At 69.4% G+C, this 18,862-nt stretch carries 21 protein-coding genes; 10 read left to right on the top strand and 11 right to left on the bottom strand.

Annotated elements, in window-relative coordinates; translation table 11 throughout:
- The first annotated feature begins 44 nt into the window (after window positions 1–44).
- The 6 genes from N0B31_RS03430 to N0B31_RS03405 all read left to right on the top strand — a co-directional run bounded on the left by N0B31_RS03430 (window position 45) and on the right by N0B31_RS03405 (window position 6,598).
- On the top strand, window positions 45–965 hold the full coding sequence (locus N0B31_RS03430) for a DUF7260 family protein (RefSeq protein ID WP_260594440.1): 921 nt from the start codon (window positions 45–47) through the stop codon (window positions 963–965).
- A 64-nt stretch (window positions 966–1,029) separates the two neighbouring features.
- Window positions 1,030–2,013, top strand: coding sequence for a flap endonuclease-1 (fen, locus tag N0B31_RS03425; protein WP_260594439.1), 984 nt, complete (start codon window positions 1,030–1,032; stop codon window positions 2,011–2,013).
- A gap of 67 nt (window positions 2,014–2,080) precedes the next feature.
- Entirely contained in the window at window positions 2,081–2,341 is a 261-nt protein-coding gene (locus tag N0B31_RS03420) for a BolA family protein (RefSeq protein ID WP_260594437.1), read from the top strand.
- Between the two features lie 63 nt (window positions 2,342–2,404).
- Window positions 2,405–4,141 (top strand): pyruvate kinase, encoded by a 1,737-nt coding sequence (gene pyk / locus N0B31_RS03415; RefSeq protein WP_260594435.1) that lies wholly within the window; start codon window positions 2,405–2,407, stop codon window positions 4,139–4,141.
- A 55-nt stretch (window positions 4,142–4,196) separates the two neighbouring features.
- The gene (locus tag N0B31_RS03410; protein WP_260594433.1) at window positions 4,197–5,144 is read left to right on the top strand and encodes an ROK family protein; all 948 of its coding nucleotides are present in this window, start codon (window positions 4,197–4,199) and stop codon (window positions 5,142–5,144) included.
- A 47-nt stretch (window positions 5,145–5,191) separates the two neighbouring features.
- Window positions 5,192–6,598, top strand: coding sequence for a class II fumarate hydratase (locus N0B31_RS03405; RefSeq protein ID WP_260594431.1), 1,407 nt, complete (start codon window positions 5,192–5,194; stop codon window positions 6,596–6,598).
- A 42-nt stretch (window positions 6,599–6,640) separates the two neighbouring features.
- On the opposite strand, the gene N0B31_RS03400 is transcribed toward N0B31_RS03405, so the two are convergent.
- From N0B31_RS03400 to N0B31_RS03390, 3 genes are all read right to left on the bottom strand, one after another.
- Window positions 6,641–7,621, bottom strand: coding sequence for a hypothetical protein (locus tag N0B31_RS03400; protein ID WP_260594430.1), 981 nt, complete (start codon window positions 7,619–7,621; stop codon window positions 6,641–6,643).
- A gap of 56 nt (window positions 7,622–7,677) precedes the next feature.
- Window positions 7,678–8,325 carry a helix-turn-helix domain-containing protein gene (locus N0B31_RS03395; protein ID WP_260594428.1) on the bottom strand — a complete coding sequence of 216 codons (648 nt, stop codon included), beginning with the start codon at window positions 8,323–8,325 and terminating at the stop codon, window positions 7,678–7,680.
- 135 nt (window positions 8,326–8,460) lie between these two features.
- Window positions 8,461–9,159, bottom strand: coding sequence for a phosphoglycerol geranylgeranyltransferase (locus N0B31_RS03390; RefSeq protein ID WP_260594427.1), 699 nt, complete (start codon window positions 9,157–9,159; stop codon window positions 8,461–8,463).
- Window positions 9,160–9,274: 115 nt separating this feature from the next.
- Between N0B31_RS03390 and N0B31_RS03385 the strand changes: the two genes are divergently transcribed.
- From N0B31_RS03385 to N0B31_RS03370, 4 genes are all read left to right on the top strand, one after another.
- On the top strand, window positions 9,275–9,472 hold the full coding sequence (locus N0B31_RS03385) for a DUF5800 family protein (protein ID WP_260594425.1): 198 nt from the start codon (window positions 9,275–9,277) through the stop codon (window positions 9,470–9,472).
- Between the two features lie 197 nt (window positions 9,473–9,669).
- On the top strand, window positions 9,670–10,458 hold the full coding sequence (locus tag N0B31_RS03380; protein ID WP_260594424.1) for a hypothetical protein: 789 nt from the start codon (window positions 9,670–9,672) through the stop codon (window positions 10,456–10,458).
- A gap of 59 nt (window positions 10,459–10,517) precedes the next feature.
- Window positions 10,518–10,709: a DUF7333 family protein gene (locus N0B31_RS03375; protein ID WP_260594422.1), complete on the top strand. Its 192-nt coding sequence runs from the start codon at window positions 10,518–10,520 to the stop codon at window positions 10,707–10,709.
- Between the two features lie 210 nt (window positions 10,710–10,919).
- The gene (locus tag N0B31_RS03370; protein WP_260594420.1) at window positions 10,920–12,170 is read left to right on the top strand and encodes a digeranylgeranylglycerophospholipid reductase; all 1,251 of its coding nucleotides are present in this window, start codon (window positions 10,920–10,922) and stop codon (window positions 12,168–12,170) included.
- 13 nt (window positions 12,171–12,183) lie between these two features.
- On the opposite strand, the gene N0B31_RS03365 is transcribed toward N0B31_RS03370, so the two are convergent.
- The 8 genes from N0B31_RS03365 to N0B31_RS03330 all read right to left on the bottom strand — a co-directional run bounded on the left by N0B31_RS03365 (window position 12,184) and on the right by N0B31_RS03330 (window position 18,857).
- Window positions 12,184–12,666: a MaoC/PaaZ C-terminal domain-containing protein gene (locus N0B31_RS03365; protein ID WP_260594418.1), complete on the bottom strand. Its 483-nt coding sequence runs from the start codon at window positions 12,664–12,666 to the stop codon at window positions 12,184–12,186.
- Window positions 12,663–13,112 carry a PaaI family thioesterase gene (locus N0B31_RS03360; RefSeq protein ID WP_260594417.1) on the bottom strand — a complete coding sequence of 150 codons (450 nt, stop codon included), beginning with the start codon at window positions 13,110–13,112 and terminating at the stop codon, window positions 12,663–12,665. The genes N0B31_RS03365 and N0B31_RS03360 overlap by 4 nt, the downstream gene beginning before the upstream one ends.
- A complete protein-coding gene (locus tag N0B31_RS03355; RefSeq protein WP_260594416.1) occupies window positions 13,109–15,067 on the bottom strand; it encodes a 3-hydroxyacyl-CoA dehydrogenase/enoyl-CoA hydratase family protein in 1,959 nt (652 codons plus the stop codon). Before N0B31_RS03355 ends, N0B31_RS03360 begins: the two co-directional genes overlap by 4 nt.
- A 136-nt stretch (window positions 15,068–15,203) precedes the next feature.
- Window positions 15,204–15,350, bottom strand: coding sequence for a hypothetical protein (locus N0B31_RS03350; RefSeq protein ID WP_260594415.1), 147 nt, complete (start codon window positions 15,348–15,350; stop codon window positions 15,204–15,206).
- An 82-nt stretch (window positions 15,351–15,432) separates the two neighbouring features.
- Window positions 15,433–16,224 carry an aldo/keto reductase gene (locus N0B31_RS03345; protein WP_260644042.1) on the bottom strand — a complete coding sequence of 264 codons (792 nt, stop codon included), beginning with the start codon at window positions 16,222–16,224 and terminating at the stop codon, window positions 15,433–15,435.
- A gap of 101 nt (window positions 16,225–16,325) precedes the next feature.
- Window positions 16,326–17,282 (bottom strand): phosphoadenosine phosphosulfate reductase family protein, encoded by a 957-nt coding sequence (locus N0B31_RS03340; RefSeq protein ID WP_260594413.1) that lies wholly within the window; start codon window positions 17,280–17,282, stop codon window positions 16,326–16,328.
- Window positions 17,283–17,330: 48 nt separating this feature from the next.
- Window positions 17,331–17,684: a hypothetical protein gene (locus tag N0B31_RS03335; RefSeq protein WP_260594412.1), complete on the bottom strand. Its 354-nt coding sequence runs from the start codon at window positions 17,682–17,684 to the stop codon at window positions 17,331–17,333.
- A gap of 204 nt (window positions 17,685–17,888) precedes the next feature.
- Window positions 17,889–18,857, bottom strand: a complete 969-nt coding sequence (locus tag N0B31_RS03330; protein ID WP_368389214.1) for a phosphoadenosine phosphosulfate reductase family protein — start codon at window positions 18,855–18,857, stop codon at window positions 17,889–17,891.
- Window positions 18,858–18,862: the final 5 nt, after the last annotated feature.

The following is an 18,862-nucleotide window of genomic DNA, read 5'->3' as shown; positions in this document are numbered from 1 at the left end:
GAGGCGTCACACTATTGACCCCGGAGCGCGTGGCACCGCTTAACATGATTCCTTGGTTCCCTGTCGGCACGCTGGTCTCGACGGAGCCCGCCGTCAACCACGGGTGGTGTACCCCAGTGGGCTGTGTCTCGGAGGCGGTCCTGGCGCAGGCGTTCCTCGCCGTCGGCGTACTCGCGCTCGTCTGTTTCGCGCTCGCGGCGCTGTCGTTCGTCCCCGAAGCGCGGGCGGTGGTCCGCGAGGAGCACTCGCGTGCGGCCGCCGAGCGGGACGCGTTCGAGCGGTTCCGGCGCCGGGTGGAGTCCGTCGACGCGACACCCACCAGCCTCCCCGACGGCGGCCAACTGCTGGGCGGCGGGACGCTGACGCGTTCGAGGCCACCCGACGACAGGCTCGACACCGTACGAGACGCCTACCGCGAGACTGTGATGGCCGTCGACCACTACGAGGCGGAGTACGACGAGTCGCTGCCGACGAACCTCGGCGCCGAGTTCGGCGACGGCGTCGCCGACGCCCTCGAGGGGGGTCAGACGTTCAGTCCCGCACTGCGCCAGACGCTGCTCGAGGGGGCGACGGAGGCGAGCGAGCGGCGGGCACGCCTGTGTCGGGCGCTCGACTCCGAGAGCGTCACGCTCCGGGAGGCCGCCAGCACCCTGCGCGAGGTGGAGGACCTGCTGGACGAGACGGAGGGCCCGACCCTGAGCGAGTCCTACGAGACGCTCCGACGGCGCTGGGACCGACTCGACGCCGCCGAGACCACACTCGAGCGCGTCGTCGACGAGAATCAGGGCGACATCCACCGCGGCTACGGGGTCGCCCCACGGATGGGTGGCCCGGTCGCGCTCCACGAGTACCTCTACGACAGCCAGCCGTACACCCACCCGGTGCTGGCGGAGTCGACGCAGTTGCTGGACGCCGTCCACGCGGCACAGGACCGGACGGCGACGGCGATGTCGCGCCGGGTCTGACCGGCGGCGGGCCCGCCGTCCCCGGACGGATGGTTTCTTGCGCGTCGGTCGCCAACGACCACCGATGGGTAACTCGGACCTCCGCCAACTCGCACACATCGAGGCCGTCCCGTTCGACGACCTCTCGGGCAGCGTCGTCGCCGTGGACGCGCACAACTGGCTCTACCGATACCTGACGACGACGGTGAAGTTCACCCGCACGAGCGCCTACACCACGAGCGACGGCGAGGAGGTGGCCAACCTCGTCGGCATCGTCACGGGGCTCCGGAAGTTCCTCGAACACGACATCACCCCGGTGTTCGTCTTCGACGGCGGTACGACGAGCCTGAAGGACGCGGAGGTGGCAGAGCGGCGCGAACAGCGCGAGCGCTACGAGGACCAGCTCGACGAGGCACGGGAGTCCGGAGCCGACGCCGCCGAGATCGCCACCCTCGAGTCACGCACCCAGCGACTCACGGACGTCATCCAGGAGACCTCGCGCGGCCTGCTCGAACGGCTCGACGTCCCGGTGATCGAAGCCCCCGCCGAGGGCGAGGCGCAGGCCGCACACATGGCCCGCCGTGGCGCCGTCGACTACGTCGGCACGGAGGACTACGACGCGCTCCTGCTCGGTGCGCCCCTGACGCTCCGACAACTCACGTCCAGCGGGGACCCGGAGTTGATGGACTTCGAGAAGACGCTGGCGGACCACGACCTCACGTGGGAGCAACTGGTGGACGTGGGCATCCTGATGGGGACGGATTTCAACGAGGGGATATCGGGCGTCGGGCCGAAGACGGCGGTGAAACTGGTCCGCGAACACGGCGACCTCTGGGGGGCGCTGGAGGCCCGCGGCGAGCACGTCGAGGGGGCCGACCGCATCCGAGACCTGTTCTTGAACCCCGACGTGACCGACGAGTACGAGTTCGACACGGACATCGCCCCCGACCTCGCGGCGGCCCGCGCGTACGTCTGCGAGGAGTGGGAGGTGGCCGAGGACGAGGTCGCCTCCGGGTTCGACCGCATCGAGGAGGCGGTGACGCAGACCGGCCTCGACAGGTGGACCTGACGGCGAGGCCGGACCCCCACCGTCGAGAGTGGCCACGTTCTTGACGGAGCGGTTCCTCCGGTCGGGCATGACCCCCGAGGAAGTCGAGCGACTCATCGAGGAGCACCTCGACGGTGCCGAAGCCACGGTCACGCGGGCCCGCGGGAGCCACGACGACGACCACCTCGCGGCCACCGTCGTCAGCGACACGTTCGAGGGACTCTCGCTCGTCCAGCAACACCAGACCGTCTACGACGCGCTCGGCGAGCACATGACCACGGACGTCCACGCGCTGGAACTGAAGACGTACACGCCGGCAGAGTACGAGGAACACGCCGACGGCGAGTAGGTCGCCGCCCGACTGGCGCGCCCACCGAGAAAAGACTACCACCCCACGCGGTGAGGGGAGGGTGTGCGCAACGCGAAGATCGTCTGTACGCTCGGTCCGGCCTCTCGCGACCCGAGGACCGTCGGTGACCTGATCGCGGCCGGGATGGACGTGGCACGGCTCAACGCGAGTCACGGGACCACCGCCGAGCGGCGCGAGACCGTCGAGACGGTCCGGTCGGTCGCCCGCGAGGCGGGCCGACACGTCGCGGTCCTGCTGGACCTGCAGGGGCCGGAGGTCCGGACCGCGGACGCCGACCCGGTCGACCTCGCTGCCGGGAGCCACGTCGACCTCGTCCCCGGCGACGACGCCTCGGCCGACAGCGTGGGCGTCTCGTCGTCGCTGGCGGCCGTGTGCCGTGGCGACCGGGTCCTGCTCGACGACGGCCGTATCGAGACGACCGTCGAGGGCGTCAACGGCGAGACCGTCACCGTGCGGGTCGACTCCGGCGGGACGCTCGAGTCGCGGTCCGGCGTCAACGTCCCCGGCGTGGACCTCGGACTGGACTCGGTGACGGATGCCGACCGCGAGGAACTGGCGCTCGCGGCGGAACTGGACCTCGACTTCGTCGCGGCGAGTTTCGTCCGCGACGGCGAGGACGTCTACGCCGTCGACGCGGTGCTGGAGGACCACGGGAGCGACGTGCCGGTGATCGCGAAGGTGGAGCGTGCCGACGCCGTGGAGAACGCCGAGAGCATCGTCGCCGCCGCCGACGGGGTGATGGTCGCTCGCGGCGACCTCGGGGTGGAGTGCCCGCTCGAACAGGTGCCGCTCATCCAGAAGCGGCTGGTCCGCCGGTGCCGGGAGGCGGGCGTCCCGGTCATCACGGCGACGGAGATGCTGGACTCGATGGTCCACGCCCGGCGCCCGACCCGCGCGGAGGCGAGCGACGTGGCCAACGCCGTCCTCGACGGCACCGACGCGGTGATGCTCTCGGCGGAGACCGCCGTCGGTGACCACCCGGCCCGTGTCGTCGAGGTGATGACCGACATCGTGCGTGACGTCGAGGCGAGCGACGAGTACGCGGAGCTCCGCGAACAGCGCGTCCCGGCCGCGGCCGACACACAGACGGACGCGCTGGCCCGGTCGGCCCGCTACCTGGCGCGTGACGTGGACGCCAGCGCCGTCGTCACCGTCTCCGAGTCGGGGTACACCGCAGGGAAGGTAGCGAAGTACCGACCCGCGGTACCCGTGGTCGTCGTGACGTCGACCGAACGGGTGGCGTGCCGACTCGCGCTGACGTGGGGCGTCCAGCCACGGCGTGCCGACCTCGACTCCACGAGCGTCGACGACGTGGTCCGCACGGCGACGACGGCCGCCGTCGACAGTGGGGCCGTGGCCCACGGCGAGACGCTCGTGGTCCTCTCTGGGATGGTGGCGGGCCCGGACGGCCCGGACGCGACGAACACGCTGAAGGTCCACCGCGCGGCGGCGGTGCTCGCCACGGGCCGGGCCGTGGCAGGGGGTCGGACGACGGGGCCGCTGTTCCCCGTCCCCGGCGACGGCGACCTGTCGGCGGCCCCCGCGGGCGCCGTGCTCAGACTGGACGCCTCGTTCGACGGGGAGTTCGAGGGTGACCTCTCGTCGGTGGCCGGTATCGTCCACGCGAGTCCGGCGACGACGAGCTATCCGGCCGTCGTCGCCCGCGAACTCGGCGTGCCGATGGTCGCCGGTGCGGACCTCTCGGCCGCCGAGGCAGGGACCCGCGTCGTCGTCGACGGCGACCGGGGCGTGGTGTACGACGACGCGACGGGCGCGTGAGGCGACGCGCCCCGACACCGACAGCTATTCCGCCCCGCGCCGCGCGACGGAGAGCGTGACCGACGCACGCTACGCCGGCATCGACGTCGGCGCGACGAACACGCGGGCCGTGGTGGCCGACGCCAGCGGGTCGCTCGTCGGTCGGGCACGACGGCGCACCCCGCAGGCCGACGGTCCCACCATCACCGAGGCCATCGTCTGGACGCTCCGCGAGGCGTGCGATGACGCGGCCCTCGACCCCCACGCGCTCACCGCGGTGGGCGTCGGGACGCTCGGGCCGCTCGACACCGACGCCGGCGCCGTGGTCGGCCCGCCGAACCTCCCGGCCGACCGGTTCGAACTGGTCGACCCGCTCGTCGAGGCGACCGGGGCCGAGGTCCGACTCCGCAACGACGCCGTCGCCGGCGTCGTCGGCGAGCGCCGGTTCACCGACGCCCCCGAGAACACGGTCTACCTCACGCTCTCCTCGGGCGTCGGCGCGGGTGCCTGCGTCGACGGGAACGTCCTCTCGGGGTGGCAGGGCAACGCAGCCGAGATGGGCCACGTCGTCGTCGACAGCGAGGGGACGCTCACCTGCGGGTGCGGCGGCGCCGGCCACTGGGAGGCATACGCCGGCGGCGAGAACATCCCGACCTACGCCCGGCACCTCCACGCGACCGAGGGCCTCGACACCGACCTCGACCTCGACTCGCTGGACGCGGCGGGCGTGTTCGCCGCCGACGAACGCGGGGACCCGCTCGGCGAGGCCGTCGTCGACCGACTCGTGCGGTGGAACACGCACGGGGTGGCGACGCTCGTCCACGCGTTCGCGCCGGAGGTCGTCTCTCTCGGTGGGGCGGTCGCGCTGGAGAACAGCGAGCGGGTGGTCGACCCGGTCCGCGAGCGCCTGCCGGACCTGCTGGCGACGGCGCCGCCGACCGTCCGCGTGACCACGCTCGGCGAGGACGTGGTGGTCAGGGGCGCGCTCGCGCTGGTGTTGCCGGGCTCCGACGAGACGCGGTAGCGGTCGGTTCCGGAGGATTTTACGTGGCGCGTGGTGTCGCTTCGCGCATGAGCGAGGACTACCGGACGGAGCGGGACAGTCTCGGTGAGATGCAGGTGCCGGCCGACGCGTACTGGGGCGCACAGACCCAGCGCGCGGTCGAGAACTTCCCCATCTCGGGCATCACGTTCGGCCGTCGGTTCGTCCGGGCGCTCGGCATCGTCAAGAAGTCCGCGGCGCGGGCGAACCTCGACCTCGACCTGCTCCCCGAGGAGAAGGCAGCGGCCATCGTGCAGGCCGCCGACGAGGTCATCGCCGGCGAACACGACGACCAGTTCCCGGTCGACGTGTTCCAGACCGGCTCGGGCACCTCCTCGAACATGAACGCCAACGAGGTCATCGCCAACCGTGCCACGGAGCTATTCGGGGCGGAGATGGGGACCCGCGAGATCCACCCGAACGACCACGTGAACTTCGGGCAGTCGAGCAACGACGTCGTCCCGACCGCGATGCACGTCGCGGCGCTCGAGGCCGTCGAGCGTGACCTCGTCCCGGCGCTGGAGACACTCGCCGGCGCGCTGGCCGCGAAGGAGGCGGAGTTCGACGACGTCGTCAAGACCGGCCGCACACACCTGCAGGACGCCACGCCGGTCCGTCTCGGGCAGGAGTTCGGTGGCTACCGGACGCAGGTCGAGAAGGGTATCGTGCGCGTCGCGAACACGCGCGACCACCTCGGCGAACTCGCCCTCGGCGGCACGGCGGTCGGGACGGGACTGAACACGCACCCCGAGTTCCCGGCCAAGGCCGCGGAGTACATCGCCGAGGAGACGGGGCTCGCGTTCCGCGAGGCCGACAACCACTTCGAGGCGCAGGCCGCCCACGACGCGATGGGCGAGGCACACGGGGCGCTCCGGACCGTCGCCGGGAGCCTGAACAAGATCGCCAACGACCTCCGCCTGCTCGCCAGCGGCCCCCGCAACGGACTGGGCGAGCTCGAACAGCCGGAGAACCAGCCGGGGTCGTCCATCATGCCCGGCAAGATCAACCCGGTCGTCGCCGAGGCCGTCAACCAGGTCCACAAGCAGGTCGTGGGGAACGACGCCGCCGTCGCCGCCGGCGCGGCCGAGGGGCAGATCGACCTGAACCTCTACAAGCCCGTGCTCGCGCACAACTTCCTCGAGAGCGCACGCCTCCTGACCAACGCCAGTGAGGTGTTCGCCGAGAAGTTCGTCGCGAAACTGGAGGCCGACCGCGAGACCTGCACGACGCAGGTCGAGCAGTCGATGGCGCTCGCCACCGCCCTCAATCCGAGCATCGGCTACGACAAGGCCGCGAAGGTGGCGAAGCAGGCGCTCGACGAGGGCAAGACCGTGATGGAGGTCGTCGTCGCCGAGGGCTACCTCACCGAGGAGGAGGCCGCCGAGGTGCTCGACCCGGCGAAGATGACGGAACCCGGTATCCTCGGAGACGACTAGGGGCCACTGGCCCGATAGACCGCGCGGCCTGTGGCGGCGCCGTCACCCCGCACACCGTCCCTGTCCCACCGCCTCGCCGCCGGGGAACGTCTCGCAGTCGAGGCCGCCACAGTCCAGGGCCGGTATCGGTGTCCCGGTGCCGCGTACGTCCGTCTCGCCGGCGCCGTGGGTCGGCGTCTCCGTCGGCGTACCCACCGGCACCGTCGCCGGGAGGTCGAGTCCCGCCGTCACCGCCTGCGCCTGCGGGGCCCAGCGCGGTGGCGTCACCGTCGTCGTGTCCACGCCGGCGTACGCGAACCCGGCCGTGACCGTCGCCGTCCCGTGCTGCGTCTCGGGGTCGTAGGTCGCCTCCACCTCGCGGACGACGCCCTCCGGGGTGACCAGCGCCTCCACGCGGTAGTTCCGGACGCCCGACAGCGACGGGTGGGTCGCCTCGTGATCGACGATTCGGTACCGCGGGCCGGTCCGGGTCGACTCGAACGTGACGGACGCGTTCCGCACCGCGAGGTACCGGACGATGACTGACTCGGCCGCGTCGAGCGGTGGTCCCTCGCCGCCCGCGCAGACGGCGACCCGGCGAGCCTCGTACCGGACCGTGTCGAGGCGGCGGTTGCGGACGCGCGTGTAGGCCGTCTCCCCGTCGGCGTACGTCTCCGTGCGGGTGATGCGAACGCCGACGCCCGACTGGAGGACGGTCTCCGAGCGCTGACTCCGGTACCGGGTGGGACCGGCCACGCTCACTGTCAGGGCGTCGACGACCCGGCGCCCGGATGCCACCTCCCCGGTCGGCCGGTCGACGAAGACCCGCCAGCGGTAGGGACGGCCGGCGAGCGCCGCCGCGTGCCCCCGTGCGAGCGCTCGCACGTCCAGTCCCTCCCGGAGTGCAGCGGGTGCGTCCGAGGGTGCGTCGGCAGGTACCTCGACGGGCGTCACCGTCGGTGACGGCGTGTCCGGGTCGGCCGGCGCCAGCGCTCCACCACAGCCGGCGAGGACGAGACAGAGCGCGAGGAGCACGGCACGCACGCTCGCGGTTCGCTACCGAGCGACAAAAGCAGTGCGTGCGTCGACAGTGGGCCCACTCAGACGACGTGTTCCTCGACGAGGGTGGCGTAGGCCCGGCGCAATCGCTCGGAGACCGCCTGTCGTGAGACGCCGAGTTCCTCCGCGAGTTCGGCGGCGGTCGCTCGCCGGGGGATGTCGAAGAAGCCCCGCTCGTAGGCGAGCAACAGCGTCTCGCGCTGGCTCTCGGTGAGCCCGTCCGGCGGGTCCTCGCCGGTGACGTCCTCGCTGGCGTCGTAGACCCGGTGCAGTTCGAAGTGCAGGTCGTTCGCCGTGACGTACGCCTCGTACTCGCGGAGAGCGCCACGGTCCGGGAACCGTATTTTGGAGTACCAGCGGCCGTCGCGGAACTCCGCCTCGACACCCTCGCCGCCAAGTTCGACCCAGACCGTGTAGAGAATCGTCTCGACCGCCTCGGTCAGCCTGACCCGATAGAGCCGTCGCCCATCGACCTCGCTCAGGCGGTGGACGTTGGTCACCGTCGGGTCCTCGTCCATCGCCGCCTCCAGCGCGTCCGGGTCGTCACACGTCGCCCAGAAGAACAGGATGGGGTGGTCCGGGTCGGTCGCGTACGCCTGCTCGACCTCGAGTCGGGCGTCGACCCGCTGGAGCGCCTGTTCGAGGACCAGGCCCTCCATCCCCGTGCTGAAGTCGGCGATGACACTCACGGTCGCTCACTCCCCCGACCACGTCCGACGGGGGACCCGTCCAGTCGCTCGCTTGTCGCTCGCACTCTGCCAGACGTACCTCTTCAGCACTAAATAATCTTGGCGGAAGGACAGGTCTCTGCCTAGACCGATCGTTCAGGCCTCGTTGGCGCCGCGGACCGTCTCGCGGAGCGCCTCGACCCCCTCGTCGTGGACGAGATCGCCCACCACGACCACGTCCGCGTACGCTGCCATGGTGTGAGCGGAGTCGTAGTCGTGGATGCCGCCGCCGTAGAAGACGCTGGCCGACTCGACGGCGTCGGCGGCCGCCTCGACGACGGCTGGGTCGCCGAGGGTACCAGAGTACTCCACGTAGAGGATGGGCTGGGCGAACATCCGCTCGGCGACGGTCGCGTAGGCCGCCACCTCGTCGGGGTCGAGGTTGCAGTTCGCCTGCGTGTACTCGGCCACCGAGGAGTCCTCGTTGAGGACGACGTACGCCTCGGGGTAGGTGCGCGACCAGTCGATCTCCCCGTCGAGTCTAGCCCACTCCTTGTGCGCGCCCGTTATCCACGTGGGGTCGCCGGCGTTGAACACGACGGGGACGAGGTAGCCGTCGTGTGCCTCGGAGTGGTAGACCGCTCCGAGGTGGCTCGGTTCGATGTAGACGGGCACGTCGTACCGTCCACAGGCCTCGACGACGCGGGCCATCTTCTCCTCGGTCATCCCCGTCGTCCCACCGATGGCGATGGCGTCCGTCCCGGAGGACGCGACGGCCTCGAAGCTCTCGCCGTCGACGAGCGTCTTGTCCGGGTCCAGTTTGACGACGTGGTTCCACTCCGCCCACGGGTGCATACCACACCGACCGCAGGGGTCGACAAAACGGCTTCGTCTTTATCGAGCGCACGCACCCGACACCGCGCGACGGCGAACGCACATCCTTTTACCGGCGAGTGGCCTACGTCGAGCCATGACGTTACTCTCGTTCGACGAGGACGGGGTCGAGGTGGTCTACGAGGGGACGGAGTTCCGTCTCGAACGTGACCTCGTCGAGGAGGCCATCGGCAAGTCCTACTTCGACGTGACCGACCACGAGGTGCTCAAGATCGTCGAGGAGGAGCCCTCCCTGACGGGCGAGCCCAAGCGTATCGCCGACATCCTCGCCTGAAGGGACCGCTCACACGCGGCCGAATCTTCTTCGCGAACCGGTGCGGGCCTGCGGTATGCGCGCCGCACGATTCCACCTCGGCGAGGGGCTCCGTCTCGAGTGGGTCGCCCGCCTGGCGCGGCCGTAGGGCGCGAACCGTCCGACGGTGACCGTGAAGGCCGGAAGGTTGACGTGGCACGGGAATCACCCCTCGGTAGATGGCGACCGAGGCACGGGAGCGCGACGGCGTCCTCGACGGGATCCGGGTGGACGTGGTCCGACTCCACGAGACGTGGATGGAACTGGTGTTCCCCCGCCAGCGCGGCAAGCAACACTCCGTCCTTGGCAAGTGGAAGCCACGCACCTCCGCGGACAAGGTCAAGTACCGGGTCTGGGGTGCCCTCGGCGCGCTCGTCGTGGCGGTACTCTACCCGCTGATGCTGGTCGGACTGGCGACGCGGTTCTACGCCCGCCGGTTCGACTCGGCGGCGACCCGTCTCGGCCTCGTCGGCGTCGTCCTCGGCTTCGTCGTGCTCTGGGGCGCCCTGACGGCACTCGCCCGCGTCCAGTTCGACCCGCGAGGGTTCTACGCCGTGGCGGCGGCCAGCATCGTCGCGGTGCTGTCGAGCATCGTCGCCGTGACCAGCGCCACCCGCGGCGGCCGGGCGAGCACGGTGCTCGTCGCCTACCCTGCAGGGATGACGGCGCTGTTCCTCCCGCCCGTCGTCGCCGCGCTGTTCTCCGAGATGCTCGGGACGCTCATCTTCCCCCGTAGTGTCACCATCGCCGAGGTGTTGCTCAACACGGTTGCGCGGTCCCTGGGCGTCGAGCAGTTCTTCCGCCAGCGCTTCGAACTCGAGGGGCTGGGGTACGTCCTGCTCTGGTTCGGCATCGCGGTGCCGCTCGGCTGGGTGCTCGGCCTGCTCGTCTCGCTGGCCGACCTCGCGCGTCCGAAGGGCGACGACGAGTCGTCCGGCGGTAGCGGGACGGAGACCGGCGACGCCTGAACGGCCCGAGCGACTTCCGGGAACGACACGCCCTTCTTCCGGACGGTCCTACGTAGCCCATGGAGTTCGACCGCAACACCACGTTAGGCATCTTCCTCCTCCTGGTCGTCGTCGGCGTCGGCGGCCTCGTCGGGTCGAGCGTGATGGCCACGAGTACAGTGCTGATGATGGTCCTGCCGAGCGTCCTCGTCTTCGGTGGGGTGTGTCTGTTCCTCGGGATGCGTTACGGCGAGTACCGCGCGACGAACTGACACGGAGACGGCCGTTCCGCAGGCGAGTCCGGGGGAACCGGCCCCACGAAGGGGTGTTTTTTAATATCGTCCGCGCGACTTTGCTGACATGCCAGCGGAAACGGACGAGCGTCTCGCGACCGGCACGTCGGTCGGGAGCCGTGCCGTCTCTCTCGGACCAGAGGCCGACACGGGACGTACCGGAACCCGTACGGAGCTGGGGTGTCCCCCGTGACAGACCACTACGACGTGGTCGTCGCCGGGGCCGGTCCCGCCGGGGCGCAGTGTGCCCGCGACGCTGCCAGCCGCGGCTACGACGTCCTCCTCCTCGAGACAGAGGCCGAGGACGGATTCCCACGTGCGAGCAACAAGTCCACCGGCGGTACGTTCCCCACCATGCTCGCCTCGTTCAACGTCCCCGACGACGTGGTCATGCACTTCACCGACAACGTCGTCCTCGAGTCGCCCAACGAGCAGTTCGTCCGCCGCCATCCCGGTGCTGTCCTCGAATTCGCCGAGTTCAAGCGCTTCCTCGTCGACGACGCCCGCGAGAAGGGCGCCGAGGTGCGCTTCGACAGCCGCGTCTCACAGCCGGTGATGGAGGGCGGCGAGGTGGTCGGGGTCAAGTACGACGGAGACAGCGAGGTCCGCGCCGAGGTGGTGGTCGACGCAACAGGCCCGGCAGCCCCGCTCGCGAAGCAGCTCGGCGTCACTGACCTCGAGCGTGACCACCAGGCCATCGGCATCGAACACGAGTTCGAGGGCGTCCAGCTGGACCACCCGGACTACGCCGACCTCACCGACGGGATGATGCTCCGACTCGACCACGAGTACGCCCCCGGTGGCTACTCGTGGATCTTCCACACCGGCGAGGACACCGCCAAGGTCGGCGTCTGTTTCATCCAGAACGAGGCGTACAAGCAGTACGCCGGGCAAGAACGGACCGTCGACGGCTACCTCGAACACTGGCTCGAGACCGACCCACGCTTCGAGAACGCCGAGCGACTGCCGGGCAAGACCCACCGGGGCTCCGCGCACATCCAGCCGCCGGGGACGATGACGACGGACAACTTCATCGCCGTCGGCGACACCGTCCCGACCATCGACCCGCTCTGGGGCGAGGGGATCCACGTGGGGATGGAGTCCGGACGGGCCGCAGCCATCACCATCGACGCCTGTCTCACCCACCGCGACCGCGACACCTCACAGGAGTACATCGACCTCTACAACGACCTCTGGCACGACGACGTCGCGCCGAAGGCCGTCCCGCGGCTGCTGATGACGGAACTGCTCTACTTCACCTCCAACGAGCGCTACGACCGCCTGATGCGCGACCTGAAGCGACTCGACGACGACACCCTGTCGAAGGCCAACGCCGGGAGCCTGCGTGCCATCTCGAGACTCGTCCACCTCGACGACATCGGACTGCTGACCCAGTTCGCGAAGCACAGGCTCTCGGACGACTCGTGGAACATCCGCTGAGCCGGGGGCCGGCTCAGCGAAGGAGCGACAGCATCTCGCAGGAGATGACCGTCACGTCGGACTGGTTCTTGATCTCCACGTCGTAGCGGACCGTCCCCGAACCGGGGCCGTCCGGTTTCTCCGTCTTCTCCGTGACGGTGGTCTCCAGGTGGATGGTGTCGCCGATGTAGGCCGGCGCGCGGAAGCGGAGTTCGTCCATCCCGTAGAACGCCACCACGGAGGCCCGTTCCTCAGGCGAGCGGTGCTGCCAGAGCAGGCCCGTCGCCGCCGAGAGGACGAGCGTCCCGTGGACGATGCGCTCGCCGAACATCGAGTCCTCCATCCGCTCGGCGTCGGTGTGCAGGTGGTTGAAGTCACCCGAGACGCCGGCGAAGTTCATCACGTCCGCCTCGGTGAGGGTGCGGCCGCCCGTGACGTCCGTCTCCCCCTCCTCGATGTCGTAGAAGACCGAGGCCTCGCTGTCCGGGTCATCGAGCGTCCACTCGTCGTCGCTCATGCCTCACCCCGGAACAGGCGGTAGGTCGTGCCGCCGGTCGCGGCCACCTTCGTCTCACCCTCGTGCTCGACGGTGGCCTCACACTCCGTGACGCCCATCGTCGTCCCCGAGCGGACCACCTCGGCCTCGACGGTGAGGTCCGAGCGGACCGGCCGGACGTACCGGACGTTGAGGTCCGTCGTCGTGAGGTTGGCGTCGCTCGGGTCGGCCAGCGTGGAGCGGAGCGCGAACCCCGAGGCGGTGTCGACGACCGTCGCGGTCACGCCGCCGTGCATCGTCCCGCTGGCGAGGTTGGCGAACTTCTCGTCGAACGGCACCCGCAGCACCGCACGGCCCGCCGAGAGTTCCTCGATGGACACGTCGAGCCACTCGAACAGCCCGTGGTCGTGGAGCGTCTCGCGGAGCATCGCCACGTTCCGCTCGGGGACGCTCTCGGACTCGCTCATTTGCCCTCGAACTCGGGGTCGCGCTTCTCCATGAACGCGCTGGCCCCCTCCATCATGTCGTCGGTCGTCAGCAGCAGCCCGAACGCCTGACTCTCCATCACGAGGCCGGCGCCGATGTCCTGGTCGCGGCCCTCGTTCATGACCTCCTTGGCCTTGCGCAGCGCGATGGGCGCGCCGTGGACGAGGTCCTCGAGGAATTCGTCGACCGTGTCCTCGAACTCCTCGTCGGTGACACAGCGGTTGACGAGGCCCCAGTTCTCGGCACGCTCGGCCGAGATGTGCTCGCCGCGGAAGACGAGCTCCTTCGCGCGGGCCTCGGTCAGCATCCGCATCGCTCGCTGGGTACCGCCGCCCCCGGGGATGAGCCCGAGGTTGATCTCGGGGAAGCCGAACTCCGAGTCCTCGGTGGCGATGCGCAGGTCGCAGGCGAGCGCCAGCTCCAGCCCACCACCCAGACAGAACCCCTGGATCTTCGCGAGCGTGGGACGAGGGAAGTCGTTGACCGTCTGGAACACAGGGGTCACGTCCACGTCGGCGGGGTCCATGCCGGCGAAACCGGTGATGTCCGCGCCGGCACAGAACGCCCGGTCGCCCGTCCCCTCGAACGAGACCGCCCGGACCGCGTCCATGTCGGCGTGGTCGAGGACGTGGACGATCTCGTCCATCAGGTCGGCGTTGAGCGCGTTCAGCCGCTCCGGCCGGTCGAGCTCGATCTCGAGCAGGCCGTCCTCGGTGAGGGTGGTGTTGAGCGTCTGGTAGTCGCGCTCGCCGTCGTCGCCGCCGTACTCGTAGAACCCCTCGCCGGCATCCTCGCCGGTCTTGCCCGCCTCGACGAGGTCGACGAGATAGTCGGCCGGCTCGTAGCGCTCCTCGCCCGTCGCCTCGTGCTGCTCCTGCAACTTCTCGAGGACGGTGTCGAGGCCGAGCTTGTCCGCACGGCGGCACGGCCCCTCGGGGAAGCCGGCACCGAGTCGGAGGCCCGTGTCGATGGCCTCCGGGGTGGCGACGTCGTTCCCGATGAGTTTCGCCGCCTCGTTGATGATGCGAGCCTCGATGCGGAGCCAGTCGAACTCCCCGGAGACGTCGTCGGGACCGTAGTCGGCGCCGTCGCCGTCCTCGTAATCGTAGTAGCCCTTCCCGGTCTTCTGACCGAGTTCCTCTGCCTCCACCTTCTCCTCGACGATGGGTGGGACGTCCTTGCCGGCCTCCTTGCGGACGTGGTAGCCGATGTCGATGCCGGTCAGGTCACCGAGTTCGAACGGTCCCATCGGGTAGCCGCGCTCGTGGACCATCGTGGCGTCCACCTCTCGGATGGTCGCCTCGCCGGCGCTGACGATCCAGCCCGCCTCGTCGCCGAACGGGCCGAGGACGGAGTTGACGACGAAGCCGTTCACGTCCTTGCGGACGTAGATGGGCGTCTTGCCGATGGCCTCGGTGAACTCGTAGACGGTCTCGGCCGTCTCGTCGCTGGTCTCCTCGCCGTAGATGACCTCGACGAGGTCCATCTTCACCGGCGGGTTGAAGAAGTGCATCCCGCAGACCTTCTCGGGGCGCGAGGTGGCGGTCGCGATCTCCGTGATGGAGAGCGAGGAGGTGTTCGACGCGAGGATGCAGTCCTCGTGGGTGAACTCGTCGAGGTCGCCGAAGATGTCCTTCTTGAGGCTCATCTGCTCGGGCGCCGCCTCGATGACGAGGTCGGCGTCCTCGACGGCGGTCTCGAGGTCGACCTCCGTGGAGACGCGCGACATCACGTCCTCGGGGTCCTCGTCGATCAGTCCCTTCTCGGAGAGTTTCTCCAGCGACCACTGGATGGACTCGTAACCGTCGTCGACCAGATCCTGTTCGATGTCGCGCATCGTGACCTCGTAGCCGGCGATGGCGACGACCTCCGTGATACCGTGTCCCATGTTGCCCGCGCCGAGAACGGTGACGCGGTCGATGTCGTCCAGGCTCATACGGCACAGGGTGACAGGGGAACCCGCATAAGTCCACCGGGGTCGGTTACCGGTGTTAGCCTCGGAGGCGGTTTCGGTGAACGGTGGTAAACTCAGTCGGAGTGGTCGGCCGGCGGGCGGGACGGCGTCGACCGCGTTACAGGACGAACGCGAACAGTAGGTACGGCAGGACGAACAGGACGACGAACATCAGGACGAGGATGACGGTGTAGGAGGCGACGGTGCCGGCGGCGGTCACGAAGGAGTCGCTCGTCAACTTCTCGCGGAACTCGGAGACGCTCATGCCAACCTTTGACGCGGGTACCGGCTTAGGCGTTCCGTCTCCGACCGGACCCTGCTCGCCCGCACAGAGCCTGTTCGTCCGCTCAGTTCCAGGCGTCGGGCCCGAAGTCCGGGTTGACGCGCCGGTCGGTCGTCTCGATGGCGTCGATGGCCGCCACGTCCTCCTCGTCGAGGTCGAGCGAGAGCGACCCGAAGTTGTCCTCGATGTGGTCGGTGCTCGTGGCCTTCGGGATGGCCGTGATGTCCTTCGCACGGAGCCACGCCAGCGAGACCTGTGCGGGGCTCACATCGTGTTTCTCCGCGACGTCCACGACCTCGGGCACGTCGAACACCTTCCCGCGGGCGAGCGGGGAGTACGCCACGAGTTCGTAGTCGTGCTCCTCGGCGTGGGCCCGGAGTTCCTCCTGCTGGAGCAGGGGGTGGATCTCGACCTGGTTGGCGAACGGGTACTCGCCGAGGACCTCGGCGGCCTCGTCGACGTGGTGGGGCTCGAAGTTCGAGACGCCGATCCGCTCTATCTTCCCGTCGTCGACGAGGTCGGAGAACGCCGCCATCGTCCCCTCGGGGTCGTACGCCTTCGCCGGCCAGTGGACGTACAGCAGGTCGAGGTACTCCGTGCCGAGCTTCTCGAGGCTCTCGTCGGTGGAGCGTTTCACGTCCTCGGGAGCGAGCTGGTCGATCCAGACCTTCGTCGCGAGGAAGACGTCCTCGCGGTCCACGTCGGCCGCGGCGATGCCCTCGCCGACACCCTTCTCGTTGCGGTAGATCTGTGCGGTGTCGACGTGACGGTAGCCCAAGTCCAGGGCCGCCTCCACGGAGTCCGCACACTGGTCGAGGTCCTTGTTCTGCCACGTGCCCAGTCCGAGCATCGGCATCCCCTTCGTCTCCGGCGTCAGGTGCTCCTGCTGACTCATGTCGAATCGACCAACGGTGGCCAACGGAAAAGCGGTTTTGGAACAGGCTCACGCGGCCGGCACTACATGTAGCCGAGGTCACGGAGTCGCTCCATCAGCCCCTCCTTGTCCTGTGCCCGCCCCTCTCGCTCCGTGGTTCCCTCGAGGTCCTGCAGCCACGCGGGGGCGTCGCTGGACTTCGCCGAGCCCGCCTCGGTCCCGAGCGAGCGGAACCCCTCGAAGTACTTCGGGGAGACGGGGAGGTCCTCGGCCGAGAAGCCGGCGAGGTCCTCGGCCGACTCGGGGATGTGGCCCTCGGGCCACCCCTCGACGGCGTCGGGGACGACGAACCCCCACATCGCGTCCCAGAGCGCCCGCTCGTCGAACTGGAGGATGGGATGGACCCGGTCGTGCGGTGGGTACTTCTCGGTGTCGTGGCGTGGCGAGAAGAACGTCTCGTTCGCGCGGGCCTCCTGTTCGTCCCACCGGACGCCGGAGAAGATGCCGTCGAACTCGTGCTCGGTGATGGCGTCGTTCAGCGCGACGGTCTTGAGGAGGTGGTTCCCGCCGAGCGAGTCCGCGGTGAAGCGGAAGGTGTCGCCCTCGAACTCGGTGCGGGCGAGTTCGCGCTGGTTGCGCGCAGTCAGTTCCGCGACGGGGATGTCGTCACCCGGTTCGTACTGGTCGAACGCGGGGTCGGCGTTCCGCGCGTAGACGAGGTCGAGGGGCCAGCGGTCGGCCCACCGCTCGACGAACGCGAGCACCTCTGGGAAGTGCTGGTGGTGGTCGATGAACACGACCGGCGGCACCTCGTGGTCGTCCTCCGCGCACACCTGCTGGACGAGGTAGAGGACGAGCGAGGAGTCCTTCCCACCGGTCCACATCACCGCCGGGCGCTCGTACTGCGAGAGGGCCCTGCGGACGACTTCGACACCGCGTTCGAGCTTGGCTTCGAGGGCCGGGTAGTCGGCGGCGGACTCGCCACGCCCGAGGCCGTAGTCGACGGTGACGTACTCGGGGAAGGGACGGTGGGTACTCATGGACCCGAGAAGGTGGGCCGGGGACAACTCGGTGCGGTTGGCGCTCGCTCAGTCGTGCGCCGGGGCTGCAGTATCGCCCTGCCCCCCGCCGAACCGGCGGAGTCCTCGCACGAGCAACCGCCCCGCTTCACGGAGGGCGACGACGGTGACACCGGGGACCAGCACGAACCAGACGAAGGGCCGCAGGACACCGGCTCCGAAGAGGTCGGGGTCGAGGAGCCACCCCGTCCCCTGCGTGACGCCCGCGACGAGTGCCACGCGTGCGAGGTCTGCCCCGACCCGTGCCGACCGGCCGTCGTGGCCGAGCCAGCGGCGCGGTGCGGCGCCCAGCCGCGCGCCCCCGAGTGCGGCCAGCATGCACGAGGCGTAGCCCACGACGATGGGATTCGGCCCGTCGACCACGTCCGGTCGTGTGAAGACGACGACGGAGATGGCGAGTGACCCGGCGACGAGGAGTCGTCCCGAGACGAGTCGGCAAGGGAGACGCGTGGGCTGTCGCTGTGCAGTTCAGCACGTACCGTGACTCGCGCGTCTGCTGGCTGCCGCTGCAACACGCACGTCGGCCGAAGAAAGTGGAACGTGGGGCGGAGGTGGTTTCGCCTGTCCTCACATGTAGCCGAGGTCCCGAAGGCGCTCCATCAGGTCCTCCTTGTCCTGCGCACGGCCCGCGCGCTCGGTCGTGTTCTCGAGGTCCTGCAGCCACGCCGGCTTCTGCTCGGACTTCTCGGTGGAGATCTCGCTCCCGAGCGAGCGGAACCCCTCGAAGTACTTCGGCGAGACCGGGATGTCCTCGTGGGTCAGGCCGTTCGGCAGGTCGTCGTAGTCCTGCGGGACGTAGCCCTCGTCCGGGTACGCCTCGACGGTCTCCGGGACCACGAAGTACCAGAACGCCTCCCAGACGTCGGCCTCGTCGAACTGCAGGATGGGCTGGACGCGGTCGTGCGGGGGGTAGATGTCCGGGTCGTGACGCGGGCTGAAGAACGTCTCGTCGGCGCGGGCCTCCTGCTCGTCCCAGCGGATGCCCGAGATGATGCCGTCGATGTCGTGGCTCTCCAGCGTGTTGTTCAGCGCCACCGTCTTCAGCAGGTGGTTCCCGACGTAGGTGTCGAGCAGGAACGGGAAACTGTCCTCCTCGTACTCGAGGATGTTCCGGACGTGGTGCTGGTTGTGCTCGGAGAGGTCCTCGATGGGGATGTCGTCACCCGGCGTGAGGTCGTTGGCCTCGACGTACTCGCCCACGTCCTCGTTGCGGGCGAACACCACGTCGAGGTCCCACTCCTCGGCCCAGTGGTCGACGAAGTCGAGGAGTTCGTCGAAGTGCTGGTAGTGGTCGATGAACACCGCGGGCGGCAGGTCGAGGTCGAACCGCTCGGCGACCTCCTTCACGAAGTACAGCGTCAGGGTGGAGTCCTTCCCACCCGTCCACATGATGGCGGGGTTCTCGTACTGCTCGAGGCCCGTCTTGGTGACCTCGATGGCCTTCTCGATCTTGTGTTCGACGCTCGGGTAGTCCGCCGCGGACTCACCCTCACCGTCGGTGTAGTCGACGTCGAGGTAGTCGGGAAACTCGCTCATCTTCG

It is taken from the genome of Salinirubellus salinus (assembly GCF_025231485.1).
In the GTDB taxonomy this organism is placed as follows: Archaea; Halobacteriota; Halobacteria; order Halobacteriales; family Haloarculaceae; genus Salinirubellus; species Salinirubellus salinus.
This window is presented reverse-complemented; position numbering and strand designations above follow the sequence as displayed.

Excerpts from the sequence above, each read along its gene's own strand:
- N0B31_RS03430 (WP_260594440.1), top strand. The coding sequence starts at position 45 with ATGATTCCTTGGTTCCCTGTCGGCACGCTGGTCTCGACGGAGCCCGCC.
- fen (WP_260594439.1), top strand. The coding sequence starts at position 1,030 with ATGGGTAACTCGGACCTCCGCCAACTCGCACACATCGAGGCCGTCCCG.
- N0B31_RS03420 (WP_260594437.1), top strand. The coding sequence starts at position 2,081 with ATGACCCCCGAGGAAGTCGAGCGACTCATCGAGGAGCACCTCGACGGT.
- N0B31_RS03405 (WP_260594431.1), top strand. The coding sequence starts at position 5,192 with ATGAGCGAGGACTACCGGACGGAGCGGGACAGTCTCGGTGAGATGCAG.
- N0B31_RS03390 (WP_260594427.1), bottom strand. The coding sequence starts at position 9,159 with ATGCACCCGTGGGCGGAGTGGAACCACGTCGTCAAACTGGACCCGGAC.
- N0B31_RS03385 (WP_260594425.1), top strand. The coding sequence starts at position 9,275 with ATGACGTTACTCTCGTTCGACGAGGACGGGGTCGAGGTGGTCTACGAG.
- N0B31_RS03380 (WP_260594424.1), top strand. The coding sequence starts at position 9,670 with ATGGCGACCGAGGCACGGGAGCGCGACGGCGTCCTCGACGGGATCCGG.
- N0B31_RS03375 (WP_260594422.1), top strand. The coding sequence starts at position 10,518 with ATGGAGTTCGACCGCAACACCACGTTAGGCATCTTCCTCCTCCTGGTC.
- N0B31_RS03365 (WP_260594418.1), bottom strand. The coding sequence starts at position 12,666 with ATGAGCGACGACGAGTGGACGCTCGATGACCCGGACAGCGAGGCCTCG.
- N0B31_RS03360 (WP_260594417.1), bottom strand. The coding sequence starts at position 13,112 with ATGAGCGAGTCCGAGAGCGTCCCCGAGCGGAACGTGGCGATGCTCCGC.
- N0B31_RS03355 (WP_260594416.1), bottom strand. The coding sequence starts at position 15,067 with ATGAGCCTGGACGACATCGACCGCGTCACCGTTCTCGGCGCGGGCAAC.
- N0B31_RS03350 (WP_260594415.1), bottom strand. The coding sequence starts at position 15,350 with ATGAGCGTCTCCGAGTTCCGCGAGAAGTTGACGAGCGACTCCTTCGTG.
- N0B31_RS03345 (WP_260644042.1), bottom strand. The coding sequence starts at position 16,224 with ATGCCGATGCTCGGACTGGGCACGTGGCAGAACAAGGACCTCGACCAG.
- N0B31_RS03340 (WP_260594413.1), bottom strand. The coding sequence starts at position 17,282 with ATGAGTACCCACCGTCCCTTCCCCGAGTACGTCACCGTCGACTACGGC.
- N0B31_RS03330 (WP_368389214.1), bottom strand. The coding sequence starts at position 18,857 with ATGAGCGAGTTTCCCGACTACCTCGACGTCGACTACACCGACGGTGAG.